Here is an 18225-nt window from a genome sequence, read left to right on the forward strand (position 1 = left end):
TTTCGATCCACTATTTATTAATATCGAACTAGGAAAAACTAAAAGTTATGACCATCAGATCTTCTAGAAGCGCGGCAACAGGCTTTATCAAAGACTTTCAAGATTTTGTCATCAAAGGTAATATTTTTGACTTGGCAATCGCCGTAATTATGGGTGGAGCCTTTGGAAAAGTAATTGACTCCCTGATCAAAGATGTGATCACGCCAGCAATTCTCGAACCAACGATCAAAGCCTCCGGTGCGAAGGATTTGGAAAGTTGGGTAGTTGGTGCGGCCAAGTTAGGATTATTTATCTCCAACATTATCACCTTTATAGTTATCTCGTTTGTCATCTTCTTAATGGTTAGAGCGATGGCTAAATTCAAGAGAAAAGAAGAAAAAATAGAAGCAGCAGATACTAAAGACTGTCCGTACTGTCTATCGGTAATTCCGATCGCAGCTAGTAAGTGCAGTCATTGCACATCGGAGCTACCACCTACGATGTAGGCTTTAGGCTTTAGGCTTTAGGCTTTAGGCTTTAGGGGGTGAGGAATTAGATTCTAATTCCTCACCCCCTATTTTTAATAAATATCGCTCGGCTCGGCTCGGCTCGATCGTACCTAAAATGTAGACGTCAGCCAATGTCCACCTAAAACCTAAAACCTAAAACCTCATCCCTAAAGCCTAAAGTGAATCGATCGCATTAATGGCATCCACAGCGGCTTCGAGGGCGATCGAAATATGCGCCCAATGCGTACCACCCTGACAAAACACAGTATAAGGTTCTCGCAGGGGGCCATCGGCAGAAAATTCGGACGTACTGCCGTCAATAAATGTCCCGCCAGCCATGATTAACTCGCTTTCATAGCCGTGAAGATTTCCAGGAACCGGATCGACATAGGCATCGATGGGCGAATTTTGTTGGATCGATCGACAAAACGCGATCGATTTGGCTCGGGAACCAAGTTTAATCGCCTGAATCACATCGCGACGGGGTGCCATTGGTAACGGATTGACGGGATACCCCAACTTATCGAACACATAGGCTGTCAAATGATTGCCCTTCATCGCTTCACCCACCATTTGCGGTGCGAGGAATAAGCCTTGAAATAACAGCCGATTTTGGTCGTAGGTAGCCCCGCCAGAGGAACCGATGCCTGGTGCCGTGAGCCGACAGGCAGCCATTTCGACCAGATCGGCTCTCCCCGCCACGTAGCCGCCACCTGTGGCAATCGTACCGCCCGGATTTTTGATTAACGAGCCAGCGACTAGATCGGCACCGACAGCAGGCGGTTCGCGATCTTCGACAAATTCACCATAGCAATTGTCTACAAAACAAATCGTATTTGGATTTTGACGTTTGACAATTTCGATAATCCGTTCGATCTCGGCAAGCGATAAAGACGATCGCCACGAATAACCACAGGAACGTTGAATTAGCACCAGACGGGTCTTGCTGGCGATCGAATGAGTCAAAGTATCCCAATCGATCCCCCCGTCGCTCGTGAGGGCTAATTCGCGGTAGCTGATGCCAAATTCCTTCAGCGATCCCTGTCCCGTGCCTCTAGTGCCGATGACTTCTTCTAAGGTGTCATAAGGCGCACCTACCACCGAGAGCATTTCATCCCCCGGACGCAATACGCCAAATAACGCACAAGCGATCGCATGAGTGCCAGAGACAAATTGTACCCGTACCGCTGCAGCTTCGGCTCCCATAATTTCTGCAAAAACTTTATCTAAAGTTTCTCGCCCCAAATCGTCGTGTCCGTAGCCGCTGACACTGCAAAAATGTCGAACACCTACTCGGTGTCGCGCATAAATTTCTAAAACTCGACGGATATTCCCCTTGACTTGACCGTCAATAACATTAAAAATCAGTGATAGTGCCTTTTCTGCCGCTGGAATGAGTAATTTGCCGTTCATGATTTGAGGGATTAAATTATTTGCCGCTTGGATCTGCTTGCAGATCGGGCACGATCGTAAAACTCTTCATAGGTTATCTCAATGACTGTTGCCGCATCAACAAAACTTCGTCTCGATTGGACGATGATTATCGCGCTCGTAATTTTTCACATTGGAGCGATTTGCGCCTTTTTACCGGGACTATTTAGTTGGAAAGCCGTGGGTGTAGCATTACTGCTGCACTGGATTACAGGTGGTTTGGGGATTACATTAGGGTGGCACCGTCTTCTCTCTCACCGTAGCTTTCAGGTTCCCAAATGGTTGGAATACTTTTTTGCTTTTTGCGGCACATTAGCATTACAAGGTGGAATTCTATGGTGGGTAGGTTTGCACCGTCACCATCATTTGCATTCAGATCAAGATGTCGATCATCACGATTCCAAAAAAGGCTTCTTGTGGAGTCACGTCCGGTGGATGTGTTTTGAGGTACCAGCAGAAAGTGACATTCCCCGCTTTACCAAAGATATTGCTGACGATCGGTTTTATCAGTTTTTGAATAAATACTTCTTCCCCTTGCAAGTCGTGCTCGGCGTAGTCTTATATGCGATCGGCGGTTGGCCGTTTGTGTTCTGGGGTGTATTTGCTCGCCTGGTAATCGTTTATCACTGTACTTGGCTCGTTAATAGCGCGACTCACAAGTTTGGCTATCGCAACTTTGAAACTACCGATAATTCTACCAATTGCTGGTGGGTAGCCATCACTACTTACGGTGAAGGCTGGCACAATAACCACCATGCTTACCAATATTCTGCACGTCATGGTATGAAATGGTGGGAAATTGATATCACTTGGATGACGATTCAAGTACTGCAATTTCTTGGTTTGGCTACTAAAGTGAAGTTGGTAGAAGCTGGCACAGCAAAGGATTAATTAGCAACCCCGATCGCCTTGAGTCGCTGGTAATCTACGCCGAGCGACATCCAGCCATCGAGCGTCTCTTGCAAATCGCCTGAGATATGCTAATATGTTTAAGCGGTAAATTAATTCCGCTTAAAATGCGAGTGTAGTTTAGTGGTAAAACTATAGCCTTCCAAGCTATTGATGCGGGTTCGATTCCCGCCACTCGCTTAGATTTAAAATAATAGCTGGTGACTCGATCGAACGCGATCGATATTTTCGACTCTCTCGAACTCCTGATGTCGGCTGCTAAAAATAGAGATCGCAGAATGCCAACAAACCTACCCGATCGAAAGCATAGCTTTGGCAATTTAATCGAGCTAACTATCGATCTATTTGTCAACGCCATTACCATACTCGAAAGTCAAGTCGGTTGTCAGCAGCCCTCAGATGAATCGGAGGGGACAATCTAAAATTCACAATCCACAATCCACAATCCGAATGACCGATCGATCGAATTATACATCTACAGATATTCAAGCAATCTTCAATCGCATTGCGCCAGTATACGATCGATTGAATAACGATCTGAGCTTGGGTATGCATTGGGTATGGAAACAAATGACCGTATCTTGGAGCTTGGCTAAAGCTGGCGATACTTGTCTGGATCTTTGCTGTGGGAGCGGCGATATTACCCAACTTTTAGCCAAACGAGTCGGCAAGACAGGTACGGTTATTGGGGCTGATTTTGCTCCCGCACAACTGAAAATTGCCGCCGAACGAATTGCGAGTATTTATCCACCATTAGAGCAGATTAGTTGGGTAGAAGCCGACGCACTCAATTTACCATTTGACGATAATTATTTCGATGCCGCGACGATGGGTTATGGCTTGCGAAACGTCACGGATATTCCGAGAAGTTTAACTGAATTACATCGAGTTTTGAAACCCGATCGGAAGGTCGCAATTCTCGACTTTCATCGTCCTAGCAATATTTTAATCCGCCGCTTCCAGCAATGGTATCTCGACGAGATCGTCGTCCCCAAAGCCGATCGATTGGGCATGATTGAAGAATATGCTTATTTAAATCCCAGTCTCGATCGATTTCCGATTGGTTTGGAACAGGTAAAATTGGGATTGTCAGCGGGATTTAGTCGGGCAACTCATTACCCGATCGCCAGTGGAATGATGGGTGTATTAGTATTAACTAAATAACCAACGTTACTAGAGAGCCGACGACTGTAAGTCGTGGTTAGTGTTGCGTAATGTCCGCCTACGCGAGTTATTAGAGAAAGTCAAAATTAGGACAAAATTATTAATGTAAGTTGTACGGCGGTCGAGCAGTATCGTTACGAACATGTACTGCTATTTAAAGCAATAGCTGTGTCGGTTGGCTCGATCGATCCGAGTGGCGTTCTTTTATCGGCTCCAATTCAACCCAAGATCTCGATCTAGATGCTGAAGTTTACTGTCAAGGGTTATTATTTGGAAAGTTTCAGGGTGAGTATGTTGTACTCAAACATAAAAGTTAGTAGACGATCGATAGCATAAATCGATATTTGAAAATGGCACAGCAATTTAAAACTTTTCGATCTGTCAGCGATGCTTATCGATTTATAGCAGATTTAGGCGCACCAGATCGATTGATTCAGCATGTTAAATTGGTTGGTGAAGCTGCCGATATTCTCATTTTACACTTTCTACAGCTCGATCTTGAGTTCGATCTCGATTGGATTCGGTTGGGTGTGGCTTTTCACGATGTCGGGAAAATTTTGCATCCTTCAGAATTAGTCGAGAAAGGTAATCGACATGAAGCCACAGGCGAACAGTTATTATTGTCAAATAATATCGATCCTAAAATTGCGCGTTGTTGTCGATCTCACGCACAATGGCAGCAAATGGAATGCGATTTTGAGGAATTAGTAGTCGCACTTGCCGATAACTTGTGGAAAGGCAAACGCAATACCGAACTCGAAGAGCGGGTAATCGCGCGAGTCGCCCAGATCCTCAATCAAGATTATTGGGCTGTATTTGCAGGTTTGGATGATAAATTTGAACAAATCGCCGCAACTGGAGATCGCAGGCTCGCGCGGAGCATTTAACGAGATCGATCCACGTTGCTAGCAATCTTTAGCTCAAACCAGCTACTTGCGCGCTATAAAATCGCTCGTGGGACGATGAGATGTAACTAATAGATCGAGATCGGCAATACTTTGAGGCTGGCGACGCACATGAGCATCTATAAATAAACCAATTGCTTCGGCGATAAGATCTCGAATTTGTCCTTCTGGTTGAGTTGCGGGAAAGTCTAGAAAGGCAGTACCTGTCGTAGAATCCAACGGATGAACGATCGCAAAATGGTTGGCTCCTGATAATAACAGCAAATATCGATCGTTTCTACCGCCTGCCATCTTCTCAAAAGTACGTGAAATCGGGGTTGTCGGCTGCTCCCACGTCAAGCCATAGATACTGCTACTATTAGCAATTACACCATCGCAGGTACCCCCAATTAACATGATTGGTAGCGCATCTGGCACTGGTAAAATGGTGCCTGGTGCATATCCTAACTGCACGATCGCGGCTGTATGGGCACCATAAGCAAAGGCTGCGACAGCTTGCGGAAAAAAATCTGGACTGGCACTTTCAATTACGACTCTACCACCAGCAGAATGCCCGCCTAAAATTACCTGTTGTAAGTTCAACAAGCCTGCTAAAACGCCCTCGGAGTTCAAACCATCTAAGGCTGTGAGTAATGCGGGTAAGGCAGAGGCAGAGGGAGCCTTACCATAAGTATCTGGAGACATAGTGCTAATATTGACACCGGGCGTCAGCCCTACCATTCCTGGCAGATTTTGAGCCACCCAGTCAAAAGTCACCACCACCAGCCCGCGCTCTACCAATTTTGTCGCCAACCATTGATATCCGGCTGCGCTACAGTTGATGCCACCGAACAAAATAACGACAGGAAACGGAGCCTGTCGATCGTCAGCCGGAATCGCGCCCATACTATTATTTGCTAAGGCATTGTCTGACATCCGCGCCGGATAGAAAACTTTGAGCTGAATCGTGTCATATGGGACGGCAGCACCTTCAACTTTGACAGCCTGAAACAATGCGCGAACGATCGTCATATCAAAATTTCAACTACTTAATTTTAGTTGTTGAGATGGTTTTTGAACTGGCTCCGTAGCCCAAAATTAGCGTACTCGCTCTTTGATATTCAATAATTGTAACGTAATTATCTCGACTAGCAATTCAGCTTATCGATCGAAATTCCTATTCCTAAAATCATAAATTTACGATCGAATGAGAATTAATTCTCGATCGCCGTTCGCGTAGCATCTGCCTTAGCAGAAGACGGCGCGCAAGCTTCGACAAAACAGTGATGGCAATTAGATACATTAATAAATAAAGAGCGATCGCACGTATGCGATCGCTCTTTATTTATTAATGTATTTAAAAGATTGTTATTTTAAAGAGTGAGGAAACTTAGCTGGCTTGACAAGTTACACGCGAACTCTTTGGAGAGCCTGTAACTGGCACAGTAGGCGATCGACTTCGGCTTGAAGTTCGAGGAATTTTTCTTGACGATCGGCTGGATAGAGAGCCTTGGTCAATTTCGCAACTTGCAGATCGTGCTCTGAGGTAGCAGATTCGATCGCTTTGGGATTTTCTAATGTAACTGGGCTAAGAGACATAGCTTTGGATAGTTATTTATACTTACTCACACTCAAGGCAATTGTATCCCGGATTTCACCATTTTAGGGTTTTGGGTTGTGGAGATTTCCGAACTATTTACCAATGCTCCATTTGGGAGGGGCTATGCCTACGAAATGTGGATTCATTCGTCTCTGACGGGTCGATCGACAGATTGTTCCAATGGAGTTGGGAGCGGGGAGTTGGGAGTTGGGAGACTGGGGGGAGTTAGAAACTATCCTTGACCCTTGACCCTTTGCCCTTTCCCCTACTAAAGCCTAAAGATCCCCATCTCATGTTAAATTGGTCTAGCTAGGGATCGGGGAAGTCTGGTGTGAATCCAGGGCTGTGCCGCAACTGTGATGGAGCTATTGCTTCGAGTCAGAATACCGTACCTGAGCGTACCGATTGCGGTACTTCAATCCACTATTTCCTCGCGTCGCATGGGGAAGGAGTTACAGTCATTGTCTGCTATCGAACCGTTCTCTTTGACAGAGACAAGCCCTAGAATTTGTCCAGATATTTATCATCCAGCGATCGCTCGTGATGGATTGTTGACGCGCCTGCGGATTCCCGGTGGGGTATTAACCCAATTGCAGTGTGTGACGATCGCCGAGTTATTAGAAACGATCGGGTTAGAATACGTCCAAGTTACCAATCGCGCGAACCTGCAACTGAGATCGCTCGATCGGGATTTAGAGCCAGATTTATTAACTAAATTAACCGAGTGCGGTTTGGCGGCGAGTAATACGGCTGTTGATGGCATTCGGAATATCATGCTGAGTCCAACGGCTGGCATTGACGCGCAGGAATCGATTGATGTGCGTCCGCTGGCTGATGCTTGGCTCGAATACTTAGATCTTCACCCCGAACTAGGGATATTATCGAATAAATTTAGCGTAGGTTTCGATGGTGGCGGCAGTGTCGGCATTATCGATCGACCCAACGATCTTACGCTATTGGCAGTTGCCGAGAATGAATTTAGTCTGCATTTGGGTATCGGCGAACGTGGCTCGGCACCATTACCAGTTGGGGTAAATTTAACCACAGATGAATGCTTGCCAATGTTAGCTGCGATCGCGCAGAGTTATCGCCAGGGAATTGAGATAATCGGCGGTGATGTCCGTCGTAAGCCCAGGCTCAGGGATGTCATTCGTCACTATGGTTCGATCGAGTTTGGCGAATTAGTGCGACGAGAATTTACGGGTTCTAGCCATTTTATTTTTAAAAACCGCCCACCGGAGCACGATATCTCGCTGGTAAATAGCGATCTTCATTTAGGCGTACATCGGCAACGTCAAACAGATCGATATTATCTCGGTGTAGTTTTACTATTGGGGCGATGGACTAGATCGCAAGTTAGCGGTTTAGGAGCGATCGCGGCACGGTATGGGAGTGGTAGTATTCGCCTCACGCCTTGGCAAAATGCGATCGTTCCCGATGTTCGAGAGCGAGATCTTCAGACAGTACAAGGATTAATTAGCGATTTAGGTTTGGTGCAAACAGCCACTCATCCTAGCAGTTTATTAAGAGCATGTGCGGGTACGACTGGTTGCCAGTATAGTGCCACAGACACTCAAGCCGATGCGATCGCGCTAGCCGAGTATTTAGAAGCTAATGTTACACTCGATCGACCCCTGAACATTCATTTCAGCGGTTGTGATAAATCTTGCGCTCAACACGATCGCGCGGACATTACCCTCTGGGGAGAGACAGAATCCCCGGAACGGCGCGGAAGCTATCGACTAGAAATCGGTGAGGTTGCAGCTAAATTTGGACGAGAATCGAGCGATTTTTTACCCCCCGAACGAGTCCCGATCTCGGTTGTCAAATTAATCGAGGCTTACCACGATTGCCGATTAAATGCCCAAGAATCGTTTCAAGCATTTGCCAATCGTCAATAAGTTTATGCTCTTGACAATTGCCTTTTCCCCACCCCACCCTGTATCGCTGACGCGCTATACCTGGAGGATACCTCCGCAAGCGCGCTGCGCTGATGCGCTTAACCATCGGGACGCCGACTTTTCGCGCATCGCTCCCCGCTCCCATCTTCCCACTCCCCACTTCTTCATGCCATCTAAAACCACTATTCCCGCTCCCTTAAATTACATCCGCGATGGGGCAGAAATTTATCGTCAATCCTTTGCTACGATTCGATCGGAAGCTCAACTAGATACATTACCCGCCGATTTTAATAGTGTCGCGGTGCGACTGATCCATGCGTGTGGGATGATTGACATAGTTGACGATCTGGATTATTCGATCGACGCCGTGCGCGTTGGGCGGAAGGCACTGGCTGAGGGGGCACCAATTTTGTGCGATGCGCGGATGGTAGCCGATGGCGTGACGCGCAAACGCCTACCTGTAGAAAATCGCGTGATTTGCACCCTCCCCGATCCGCAAGTCCCAGCAATAGCCGCTCAATTAGAGAATACGCGATCGGCTGCGGCTCTAGAGCTATGGTTGCCAGATTTAGCTGGCTCCGTAGTCGCCATTGGTAATGCGCCGACGGCTCTATTTCGACTTTTAGAAATGCTCGACGAGGGAGCACCCAAACCCGCATTGATTCTCGGATTCCCCGTCGGATTTGTCGGAGCTGTCGAATCCAAAGCTGCTTTAGCAGCAGACAGTCGGGGGATACCGTTTCTGACAATTCACGGACGACGCGGGGGTAGTGCGATGGCTGCTGCTGCTGTCAATGCCTTAGCCACGGAGCAGGAATAATGGTTGCAATTCAGACAGGGAGATTATATGGGATTGGGGTCGGCCCTGGCGACCCAGAGTTATTGACGCTCAAAGCATATCGACTATTACAAGCGGCTCCAGTCGTTGCCTATCAAGCTGCAAGCGATCGTGAAAGCATCGCCCGTTCGATCGTCGCACCTTATCTCAAAGGCGACCAAATCGAGGTATGTTTTAATTTCCCCCGCGCCCTCGATCCCGAAGCTGCTTCGGAATTGTATAGCGATGCAATCAAACCGATCGAGGCACATTTAGGCGCGGGACGAGATGTGGTAGTTTTGTGCGCGGGCGATCCGTTATTTTACGGTTCATTTATGTATTTATTTACCCGTTTAGCCGCTCGGTTTATTACTGAAATCGTACCTGGTATTTCTTCACCCATGGCAGCCGCAGCGGCGATCGGCACCCCCTTATGCTATCAAAATGATGTTTTTAGCGTCCTCGCGGCAACGTTGTCAGCAGCAGATTTAAAAGCCCAATTAATTAATGCCGATGCGGTAGCAATTATCAAACTCCGCCGCCATTTCGATAAAGTTCGTCAGGTATTAATCGAACTAGATTTGTTAGATCGCGCCAAATATATCGAACGCGCGACAGCCAAAGATCAACGCATTGTCTCGATCGAAGATGTCGATTCTCGCAACGTTCCCTATTTTTCACTAATTGTCGTCCCCAGCAAAACCCAATTCTAAAAAATCCCCTCCTGGGAGGGGACTTTTCGGAGGTTATTGGGTGTCGAGAATGGCTTTAATTTGAGATTTAATCGATCGATCTGCAACTAAAATTTTCTCGATGATTTTGTGGACTGGCTCATCGTTGAGAGCTTCTCGGACAGATTTGATTTTACCGCCGCGTAGGGCAAACAGAATACTCGGATACGGCAAATCTTTAATAGCCAATGCAAAATCTTTTTGCACGGGAACATCTTTATATCGCTCCCAGTTGGCTTCGATTTCGGGAATCAGGGCTTGATATATTTCCTTCATTTGGCGATATAAATCCGTCCATTCTGGGAAGTAAACCAAGAATTCCTCGCCCTCGTTAGCTATGATAATTTTGGTCAATCTCAGCGAACAAAAGCCACCCATCAGATGTTGGATCGCGACGTATTGAGGTGATTTGACTTTGACGCGGTTAAAATGGCGATCGCATACCACATAACCTTCAGTTGCGATCGGATTGAGGAGATTGGCAGCAGCTTTAATTTCGCGTTCGTTAGTTAGGGGATAAGTAGCCACCCTTTCCCAACCGTATTTATCTACCCAAATTTGCGGCTCGGATTCGGCAAGATTTTTGATATTTCTAGCACCGTGCAATACTAGCCGATCGCGATCGGGAATGACGATAATCTGATTGTATTGAGTCACTAACTCGAACACATAACAATGCTCGGTATCTGTCGGTAATTGATAATCTAGTTCTGCCCAAACTCGCCAAAATAACTCTGCTAAGTTGAAATCATAACCGCGCAGATTGCCAGTACCATCGGGAGTACCGCTCGATGCGACTTGCCATTTACCATCGTAAAAATATAACGTCATTAGCGAGCCATCGAGCTTTTCATATACCCGCGCACTCGCCCAATCGATCGTCGCCGCTCGCCCTTCGCCGTAATTAAAAAATTTATCATAAGGATAAGCGACGATCTCCCAATCATTGGCTCGATCGAAGATAATGCCTCTACTTTGTCTGACTACTACCTGACTCATGGGTGAGTCCATCATCGAATACTTTAAGCACACCAAATTTGGGTATTGCTGGTGAGTTACGGCATTAATATGATAGGTTTCTACAAGTTGTTCTAATCCGTTAGTTCGTAAATAATCTTGTAATTCCACGCCCTAATCTTTTCTGTCTATATTTCATACTCTCTACAGTATTAACTAGTAACTTTCCCGAAATATAGGAAAAAATTAGCCGACTGTCACCACAGATTCGAGCGATCTATTTAACAAAGAGTACAGATTTGACTCTGACAATAATTAGCTAGAATAAAGGACTGATATCGCTTAAAGCTCGAATTAACATAATGTTGGCAACTACCAAGTATTATCCACATTTACTATTAGGCACGATGGCAATAACGATCGGGATGGCGACATTGTTACCTGCGATGGCTACAGCTCCGATGCCACCACAATTAGTAGTGTCCAAACTCAATGGTCGCTCTGTAAATATTTTGTACCTAACTCGCACTCAGGATAAAGTTTTGGTGCGCTGTTATCCTGGGTTAAAGCCGAGTGTTGTTGTCAAAAATAATGCTGATGGCACTAAAGAAGGAACTTTGACGTGTAAAAGTTAAATTGCTGATAGGGGGTAGGGCATAGAAGGTAGAAAGTAGCGAGTAGACAGTAGCAGGTGGGGTATTGTAGAAATCATCAGATCGATCGTTATATCGATAGAAACTGCACCAATAGTCGCGATCGGGCCGATCGATCCGGTTTCAATAAGTTTTAATAATATTGAGATGGTATAGCACATTGCCAATAAGATGGTATGGTTAATCGCAGAATTTTCACTCGATCGTTCCAATTATGACCATTAAACACCTCACACCTGTTTTGTTTGGCCTAATCCTATCTAGCGGACTCACGGCGGCTTCGGCAACAGCACAGCCACCGATCGGCTTAGATCGAGATATTCCAGCTCAAAATAGTGTTACTCTGTCCACCGCTAGTACCCAGCAATTAGAGCGGGTATCGGATTTCTTACTCCAGCTCGTCTATTTTGGCTTGCCCAGCACCTTAATTTTTGCCGTATTAATCTACAACCAGCGCAAACAACAGCAAACTCAACTAGTCGCACAGTTGGTAAGGATTCGGGATAAAAAATAGTCTCGGCTCACTGTAGACTTGGCATTCAAATAGCAACGCGCTCGACATCGCGATCGAGGTTGAATCGACTAAAGTACTAAGATCTGTACTGTCGCTCCAGCCTCGATCGAATATATATCGATCGGCACCACGGCGAGCGCATTCGTACCTGCAAGATTAATTAAATTTGCCGAACTCTGAGTACCACCTGCTAGACTAAACTCATATCGTCCGTTAATTAGCTCCAATTGCCCCCACAGATAGGTTTCGCGCTTGCCGTCAGCAGTCAACTCTTGAGTAGTTATAGCTTCGAGCCAGGTGGGTTGGTATTTAGACTCAGGTAAGCCCGAAAATTTAGCGATCGCTAGTTTGACAAATCGCCAACAACTGACTAGCGCGGAAACAGGATTCCCTGGCAATCCAAAATAAACTACCGTGCGAGCTTCACTCTTAAATTTAGCCACCGTCAAAGGTTTACCCGGTTTAATCGCTACCGCCCGCACCTGAATATCTCCGCCCAACTCGGCTAAGATCGCCTCTACATAGTCATAATCGCCCACAGAGACACCGCCAGTCGAAAGTACGAAATCTGCCGAAGCGATCGCTTCAGACATTGCCGCAGTCAATTTTGCGCGATCGTCGGGGATAATTCCCATACAGATCGGAATGCCACCAGCTTGAGTAACGAAGGCGGCTAGCGCGTACTGATTGGAATCGACAATTTGTCCCGGTTTGAGGGTGTCGTGAGGCGTCACCAATTCATCGCCAGTAGAGAGAATCGCCACGCGCGGACGACGGTAAACCTCGACTTGACTGCACCCCGTCGCCGCCAAAATCGCAATTTCGGGCGGATTTAACACTGTACCTGCCGCCAAGAGCGGATCGCCAATGCAGGCGTATTCTCCCCGCTGACGCACGAACGAGCGTGCAGTTGGCGCGATCTGAATTTTGACAAAGTTTTTCTGCACGCGCTGGGTATGCTCTTGCATCACAATGGTATCGGCACCCGCAGGGACGATCGCACCTGTAAAGATCCGTGCGGCTTCTCCCGATTGAATCTCGCGTTGGGGCTGGTACCCAGCCGGAATTTCTTCGACGACTTCTAGGGTAATCGGATGCTTGGGCGTACTCGATCGCACATCGGCAAACTTTACCGCATAACCATCCATTGCCGAATTATCCCAATGAGGAAAGTCCAACCGACTGACGATCTCATTTGCTAAAATTCGTCCGGTGGCGAGCGCAAGATCGAGCGATTCTATCGCACTTACGGGTTGGACTAAATCGAGAATAATCTGTTCGGCTTGGGAGACGGGTAGCATGAGACTAAGATTGGTAAATTACTCTAGATCGTAGTCCATCATCTCGATTGCAAAAATCGTCAATCGCCGCCTTTTAATGCTCTATTAAAATTCTGACGATAGGAAGCGTTGACTACATAGCAGACTGGCCAGAGCAGAGCGAGGACGATCTTAGTCGGGAGAGTGCGTTGATAGTTGGTACGGTTGTAGTTGCGCGAAAATCTCCAAACCCCATATCCGTATGCCCCAACCAAGCCGATGACAACGAAGTTCATAAGTCTTTTGTATAAATCCTATTTTACTGACGACCGCTACAGAATAGATCGTGAAATTATCTTATGGTGACAATCTACAATTTATTCTAGCTCGATTCCCGAATTATCGATTGAGACAGATATATTAACCTATGCGATCGGGTCGGGCATAGGCTTCCAAAATAGATTAACAATTAAGATGTATCGGGTGACTACCCCCCTAGAACAGAAGATATGCAACTGCGCGCAGTATTGATGGCTGGAGGTTCGGGGACGCGGTTGCGACCTTTGACCTGCGAACTACCCAAGCCGATGGTACCAGCGATCGATCGACCGATCGCCGAGCATATAATTAATTTGCTCAAACGCCATCACATTAACGAAATTATTATTACCTTGCATTATCTGCCGGAGGTAATTCAGAATTATTTTGGCGATGGTAGCGATTTTGGGGTCAAGATCCACTATGCGATCGAAGCAGAACGCGCATTGGGGACGGCTGGCTGCGTCAAGAATGTGGAAGAAATTCTAGGCGGGACATTTCTGGTTATTAGTGGCGATAGTCTCACCGATATCGATCTGACAAGTGCGATCGAATTTCACCGCAAAAAAGGTGCCAAAGCGACGATTATTCTCACGCAAATTCCTTATCCAGTCGATTTTGGGGTAGTAATTATTGACGAAGAGCAGCGGATTCGTCGCTTTTTAGAAAAGCCGTCGGCGAGTGAAGTCTTTTCGGATGCCGTGAATACGGGTATTTATATCCTCGAACCCGAAGTGCTCGACTATCTCCATCCCGATACCGAAGCTGACTTTTCGCAAGATTTATTTCCACAACTGTTGGCTCATGATATAGCCATGTATGGATATGTCGCCACAGGATACTGGTGCGATATCGGTCAACTCGATACCTATCGCGAGGCGCAATACGACGCCTTGCGGGGCAAAGTCAAGCTCGATTGGCCGTTTCCCGAAACCAGTCCAGGGATTTGGATCGGGGCGAATACTTATATCGATCCGACCGCTCAAATCGAGGCTCCAGCAGTCATTGGAGCCAATTGCAAAATCGGCGCGCGGGTGAAAATTTCTGCCGAGACGATCGTCGGCGATAATGTAGCGATCGGGCGTGGTGCCAATCTCAAACGTCCGATCGTCGGGAATGGCTCCATCATCGGCGAGGATGCCCAGCTTCGGGCTTGCGTGCTGGCGCGAGGGGTCAGAGTCGGTCGCGGTGCCCAAGTCCTAGAAGGGGCAGTTTTGGGCGCACTATCCAATGTAGGAGAAGAAGCACAAATCAACCCGAATGTGAGAGTATGGCCGAATAAAGAAATCGAACCTTTAGCTGTGCTCAATCTCAATCTGATCTGGGGTCAAATCGCCCATCGGAACCTCTTCGCCCAACGGGGCGTTCAGGGATTGGCTAATATCGATATTACGCCAGAATTTGCTGTCAAGTTAGGTGCTGCTTATGGCTCTACGCTCAAACCCGGAACGCAGGTAACCGTCTCTCGCGATCAACGCAATGTCTCGCGGATGGTATCGCGATCGCTAATTGCCGGATTGATGTCTGTCGGCATTAACGTTCAAGATCTCGAAGCTACCGCCATCCCCGTCGCGCGGAAGATTATCTATTCTTTACGCCAACGCCAAGATGAAGTTACCGTAGTTGGTGGGATTCACGTCCGGCTACATCCCGATCGGATGGATTCGATCTTAATCGAATTCTTTGACGATCGCGGCATCAATATTTCTACCATTCAAGAGAAAAAAATCGAATCGGCTTATTTTAAAGAAGATCTCCGCCGCGCCCGAATTCCCGAAATCGGCGACGTCAATCGCTTTTCGCAAGGGATGGAAATCTATAAATCCGCCTTCCAAAAACAACTCAATATCGATGCCATCCGTCATGCGAGTACCAAAGTAGTCGTCGATTACGTCTATGCCGTTTCCGGTGCGATTCTCCCCCTGCTCTTATCCAAATTTGGCTGCGATGCGGTAGTACTCAACGCCAGCCTCAACCAGATGTCCCTCACCGCCAACGAGCGCGAAGCACTCTTAAACCAGCTCGGACATGTCGTCGTCGCCCTCAAAGGCTCCTTCGGCGTCCAAGTCTCCGCACATGGCGAACAACTGATCCTCGTGGACGAGGAAGGCGTGCCAATTCGCGGCGACATGTTAACAGCCCTAATGGTCCAAATCGTCCTCACAGCCTATCCTGGCGGTACTGTCGTCGTCCCCGTCCAAGTATCTAGCGCGATCGAACAAATCGTCCGCCGTCATGGGGGCAAAGTCAAGCGTACCAAAGCCAGTCCCACTGCCCTGATGGAAGCCTGTCAACAGTTGCCAAATGTCGTTCTCGGTGGGAGCGGCGAAATGGGCTTTATCTTCCCCGAATTTCATCCCGGCTTCGATGCGATGTTCTGTATCGCCAAACTGATCGAAATGCTCACCCGCCAAGATCGATCTTTGAGTAGTATTCGCGCCGAATTGCCTCGTGTCTTCTATCGCAGTCACTCGATTCGCTGTCCCTGGACGGCTAAAGGCGGCTTAATGCGGCACATTCTCGAAACCCATCAACCCGAATATTTAGATACCGAAGATGGTGTCAAAATCGTGAACTATCAAGACGATCGCTGGATCTTAATTTTGCCTGATGCTGGCGAACCTTTGGTACATATTTATGTCAACGGAAACGATCGCAACTGGGTCGATGAAACCATGCGCGAATACCGTCAACAAGTTCAAGATTTTATCGAACAATATCGCCAGACTAGCGATTAGTTTAGTCGATCTATTCTGTTAAAATATCGTATACGGGTTATAGGCTGTAGGAACTAGATACATGTCGATATCTATTTTATAAATAATTGCACCTACTTACTTAGAAGCGATCGGCATTCGCCAGCCAGTACCGAAGGCTCGATCGGTTATTTTCAATCCTGGAGGAGCTTGACGGCGTTTGAATTCGGCAATTTTTACCAGCCTAATTATTTTAGTGACTACTTGCGAATCGTAACCACGATCGATAATTTGTTGCGCCGATTGATGTTCGCAGACGATCGCGTCTAAAATAGCATCTAAGATTTCATAAGGTGGTAGTGAATCTTGGTCTACTTGTCCTGGTTTGAGTTCGGCACTGGGGGGTTTAGTAATAATATTAATCGGGATGATTTCTCGCTCTCGATTCAACCATTTACAGATCGAAAATACCCGCATCTTGGGTACGTCGGCGATAACGGCTAAACCACCATTCATATCGCCATAAAGCGTACAATAACCGACAGCCATCTCGGATTTATTACCAGTTGAAAGTAGTAAATATCCAAACTTATTGGACATGGACATTAGTAATGTGCCGCGAATTCGCGACTGGATATTCTCTTCGGCGAGTCCAAATTCTGTCCCTTTAAATTGTGATTCTAAAGTTCGATCGAATCCCTGCATTAAGTCGCCGATGGGGATAGTCTCCGTCTTAATGCCTAAATTAGCCGCCAAGGCAAGTGCATCGGTGACTGAGTGTGACGAGCTATAAGTTGAAGGCATCAGCACGCCTAAGACATTATCGGCTCCTAGAGCTTCAGCAGCAATTGCAGCGACTAGTGCCGAATCGATACCGCCGCTCAATCCCAAAATCGCTTTTTGAAAACCACATTTGTGAATATAGTCGCGAACGCCTAATACTAATGCTTGCCAAATTTCAGCATCAGTACAATCTGGTTGGGGTTGAATTTTAGCTGTTTTTAAATCTTGTTTAGATTTATCGAATTCAACGATAATTAAGTCTCGATTGAATGATTTACCCTGACAGACTAATTCGCCCGATCGATCGAATCCCAAGCTACAACCGTCAAAGATCAGATCGTCATTTGCACCAATTTGATTGACATATAATACCGCTCGATCGTATTTAACCGCTGCATGTTTGAGCATTGCCGATCGAATTTTCTGTTTGCCGACACTATATGGTGATGCCGATAGATTGATCGATAGATCGATATCAAGTTTTGCTAATTCCGCGATCGGGTTGACTAAATAAGTACGTTTGCCCCAAAAATCTTCATCATTCCACAGGTCTTCACAAACTGTTACGCCAATCTTAATTCCATCTAGAATGAAGTAATTTGCCTCACTACCAGGCGCGAAATAACGATTTTCATCAAAGACATCATAAGTCGGTAACAGTCGCTTGTGGAAGATATGTTGGACTTTACCAGCAGCTAAGATTGCAATGCTATTAAATAGGGGTTTGCTACCTGTTGTAATAGCATCGGGATTGGCGGTAGCTAGTCCGATCGATACATATAAATCTGGCGGCAAATCGTGGGCGAGTTGTTGCAATTCTCGCTCCATTTCGGCAATGAAATTAGCATTTAGTAATAAATCTCTAGGTGGATAACCACACAGCGATAGTTCGGGGGTGAGTAAAAGATTTACGCCTTGGGTAGCTACTTGCTGGGCAGTTTTTAAAATCTGTTGGGCGTTATTTTTTAAGTCACCAATGGTAGGATTGAGTTGGGCTAGGGCTATTTTCATGATATTTATTTTTTTAACCGCAGAGACGCAGAGGACGCAGAGATAGTAACATTTTTAGATCTGTAGGGGCGGGTTTATGCAATTAATAAAGTTTGCACAAGAGATGTCA

At 46.6% G+C, this 18225-nt stretch carries 18 protein-coding genes and 1 tRNA gene; 12 read left to right on the forward strand and 7 right to left on the reverse strand.

What is annotated here, in order from left to right:
* Nucleotides 1-47 precede the first annotated feature (47 nt).
* Nucleotides 48-485 carry a large conductance mechanosensitive channel protein MscL gene (gene mscL / locus CHA6605_RS24755; RefSeq protein WP_015162115.1) on the forward strand — a complete coding sequence of 146 codons (438 nt, stop codon included), beginning with the start codon at nt 48-50 and terminating at the stop codon, nt 483-485.
* A gap of 177 nt (nt 486-662) precedes the next feature.
* Here mscL and CHA6605_RS24760 read toward each other — a convergent pair whose 3' ends face one another.
* Nucleotides 663-1901, reverse strand: coding sequence for a methionine gamma-lyase family protein (locus tag CHA6605_RS24760; protein ID WP_015162116.1), 1239 nt, complete (start codon nt 1899-1901; stop codon nt 663-665).
* Nucleotides 1902-1982: 81 nt separating this feature from the next.
* Between CHA6605_RS24760 and CHA6605_RS24765 the strand changes: the two genes are divergently transcribed.
* From CHA6605_RS24765 to CHA6605_RS24785, 5 genes are all read left to right on the forward strand, one after another.
* Entirely contained in the window at nt 1983-2810 is an 828-nt protein-coding gene (locus CHA6605_RS24765; RefSeq protein WP_015162117.1) for an acyl-CoA desaturase, read from the forward strand.
* Between the two features lie 127 nt (nt 2811-2937).
* Nucleotides 2938-3008: transfer RNA gene (locus CHA6605_RS24770), tRNA-Gly, on the forward strand.
* A gap of 20 nt (nt 3009-3028) precedes the next feature.
* Entirely contained in the window at nt 3029-3250 is a 222-nt protein-coding gene (locus CHA6605_RS24775) for a hypothetical protein (protein ID WP_041548438.1), read from the forward strand.
* Nucleotides 3251-3278: 28 nt separating this feature from the next.
* Nucleotides 3279-3992, forward strand: coding sequence for a bifunctional demethylmenaquinone methyltransferase/2-methoxy-6-polyprenyl-1,4-benzoquinol methylase UbiE (gene ubiE / locus CHA6605_RS24780; protein WP_015162118.1), 714 nt, complete (start codon nt 3279-3281; stop codon nt 3990-3992).
* Between the two features lie 350 nt (nt 3993-4342).
* Nucleotides 4343-4879 (forward strand): HD domain-containing protein, encoded by a 537-nt coding sequence (locus CHA6605_RS24785; RefSeq protein WP_015162119.1) that lies wholly within the window; start codon nt 4343-4345, stop codon nt 4877-4879.
* Between the two features lie 42 nt (nt 4880-4921).
* Here the strand turns inward: CHA6605_RS24785 and CHA6605_RS24790 are convergent, their stop codons facing one another.
* Together CHA6605_RS24790 and CHA6605_RS24795 are read right to left on the reverse strand one after the other, a co-directional pair.
* On the reverse strand, nt 4922-5908 hold the full coding sequence (locus tag CHA6605_RS24790; protein WP_015162120.1) for an alpha/beta hydrolase family protein: 987 nt from the start codon (nt 5906-5908) through the stop codon (nt 4922-4924).
* 375 nt (nt 5909-6283) lie between these two features.
* The gene (locus CHA6605_RS24795) at nt 6284-6475 is read right to left on the reverse strand and encodes a hypothetical protein (protein WP_015162121.1); all 192 of its coding nucleotides are present in this window, start codon (nt 6473-6475) and stop codon (nt 6284-6286) included.
* Nucleotides 6476-6937: 462 nt separating this feature from the next.
* Here CHA6605_RS24795 and cobG point away from each other — a divergent pair, with 462 nt between their 5' ends.
* From cobG to cobI, 3 genes are all read left to right on the forward strand, one after another.
* Complete coding sequence (gene cobG / locus CHA6605_RS24800) at nt 6938-8377, forward strand: precorrin-3B synthase (RefSeq protein WP_157260099.1); 1440 nt, start codon at nt 6938-6940, stop codon at nt 8375-8377.
* Between the two features lie 166 nt (nt 8378-8543).
* Nucleotides 8544-9197 carry a precorrin-8X methylmutase gene (locus tag CHA6605_RS24805; RefSeq protein ID WP_041548439.1) on the forward strand — a complete coding sequence of 218 codons (654 nt, stop codon included), beginning with the start codon at nt 8544-8546 and terminating at the stop codon, nt 9195-9197.
* The gene (gene cobI / locus CHA6605_RS24810) at nt 9197-9907 is read left to right on the forward strand and encodes a precorrin-2 C(20)-methyltransferase (protein ID WP_015162124.1); all 711 of its coding nucleotides are present in this window, start codon (nt 9197-9199) and stop codon (nt 9905-9907) included. The genes CHA6605_RS24805 and cobI overlap by 1 nt, the downstream gene beginning before the upstream one ends.
* A 33-nt stretch (nt 9908-9940) precedes the next feature.
* Here cobI and CHA6605_RS24815 read toward each other — a convergent pair whose 3' ends face one another.
* Nucleotides 9941-11053 (reverse strand): T4 RnlA family RNA ligase, encoded by a 1113-nt coding sequence (locus CHA6605_RS24815; protein ID WP_015162125.1) that lies wholly within the window; start codon nt 11051-11053, stop codon nt 9941-9943.
* Between the two features lie 191 nt (nt 11054-11244).
* Between CHA6605_RS24815 and CHA6605_RS24820 the strand changes: the two genes are divergently transcribed.
* On the forward strand, nt 11245-11517 hold the full coding sequence (locus tag CHA6605_RS24820; protein ID WP_015162126.1) for a hypothetical protein: 273 nt from the start codon (nt 11245-11247) through the stop codon (nt 11515-11517).
* A gap of 232 nt (nt 11518-11749) precedes the next feature.
* The gene (locus CHA6605_RS24830; protein ID WP_015162127.1) at nt 11750-12049 is read left to right on the forward strand and encodes a hypothetical protein; all 300 of its coding nucleotides are present in this window, start codon (nt 11750-11752) and stop codon (nt 12047-12049) included.
* Between the two features lie 68 nt (nt 12050-12117).
* Here the strand turns inward: CHA6605_RS24830 and CHA6605_RS24835 are convergent, their stop codons facing one another.
* Nucleotides 12118-13350 carry a molybdopterin molybdotransferase MoeA gene (locus CHA6605_RS24835; protein WP_015162128.1) on the reverse strand — a complete coding sequence of 411 codons (1233 nt, stop codon included), beginning with the start codon at nt 13348-13350 and terminating at the stop codon, nt 12118-12120.
* A 59-nt stretch (nt 13351-13409) separates the two neighbouring features.
* Nucleotides 13410-13604 (reverse strand): hypothetical protein, encoded by a 195-nt coding sequence (locus CHA6605_RS24840; protein WP_015162129.1) that lies wholly within the window; start codon nt 13602-13604, stop codon nt 13410-13412.
* A 219-nt stretch (nt 13605-13823) separates the two neighbouring features.
* On the opposite strand from CHA6605_RS24840, the gene CHA6605_RS24845 reads away from it, so the two are divergent.
* Complete coding sequence (locus CHA6605_RS24845) at nt 13824-16364, forward strand: sugar phosphate nucleotidyltransferase (protein ID WP_041549940.1); 2541 nt, start codon at nt 13824-13826, stop codon at nt 16362-16364.
* A 96-nt stretch (nt 16365-16460) separates the two neighbouring features.
* On the opposite strand, the gene CHA6605_RS24850 is transcribed toward CHA6605_RS24845, so the two are convergent.
* Nucleotides 16461-18116, reverse strand: coding sequence for an NAD+ synthase (locus tag CHA6605_RS24850; protein WP_015162131.1), 1656 nt, complete (start codon nt 18114-18116; stop codon nt 16461-16463).
* Between the last annotated feature and the right edge of the window lie 109 nt (nt 18117-18225).

The organism is Chamaesiphon minutus PCC 6605, assembly GCF_000317145.1.
Lineage (GTDB): Bacteria > Cyanobacteriota > Cyanobacteriia > Cyanobacteriales > Chamaesiphonaceae > Chamaesiphon > Chamaesiphon minutus.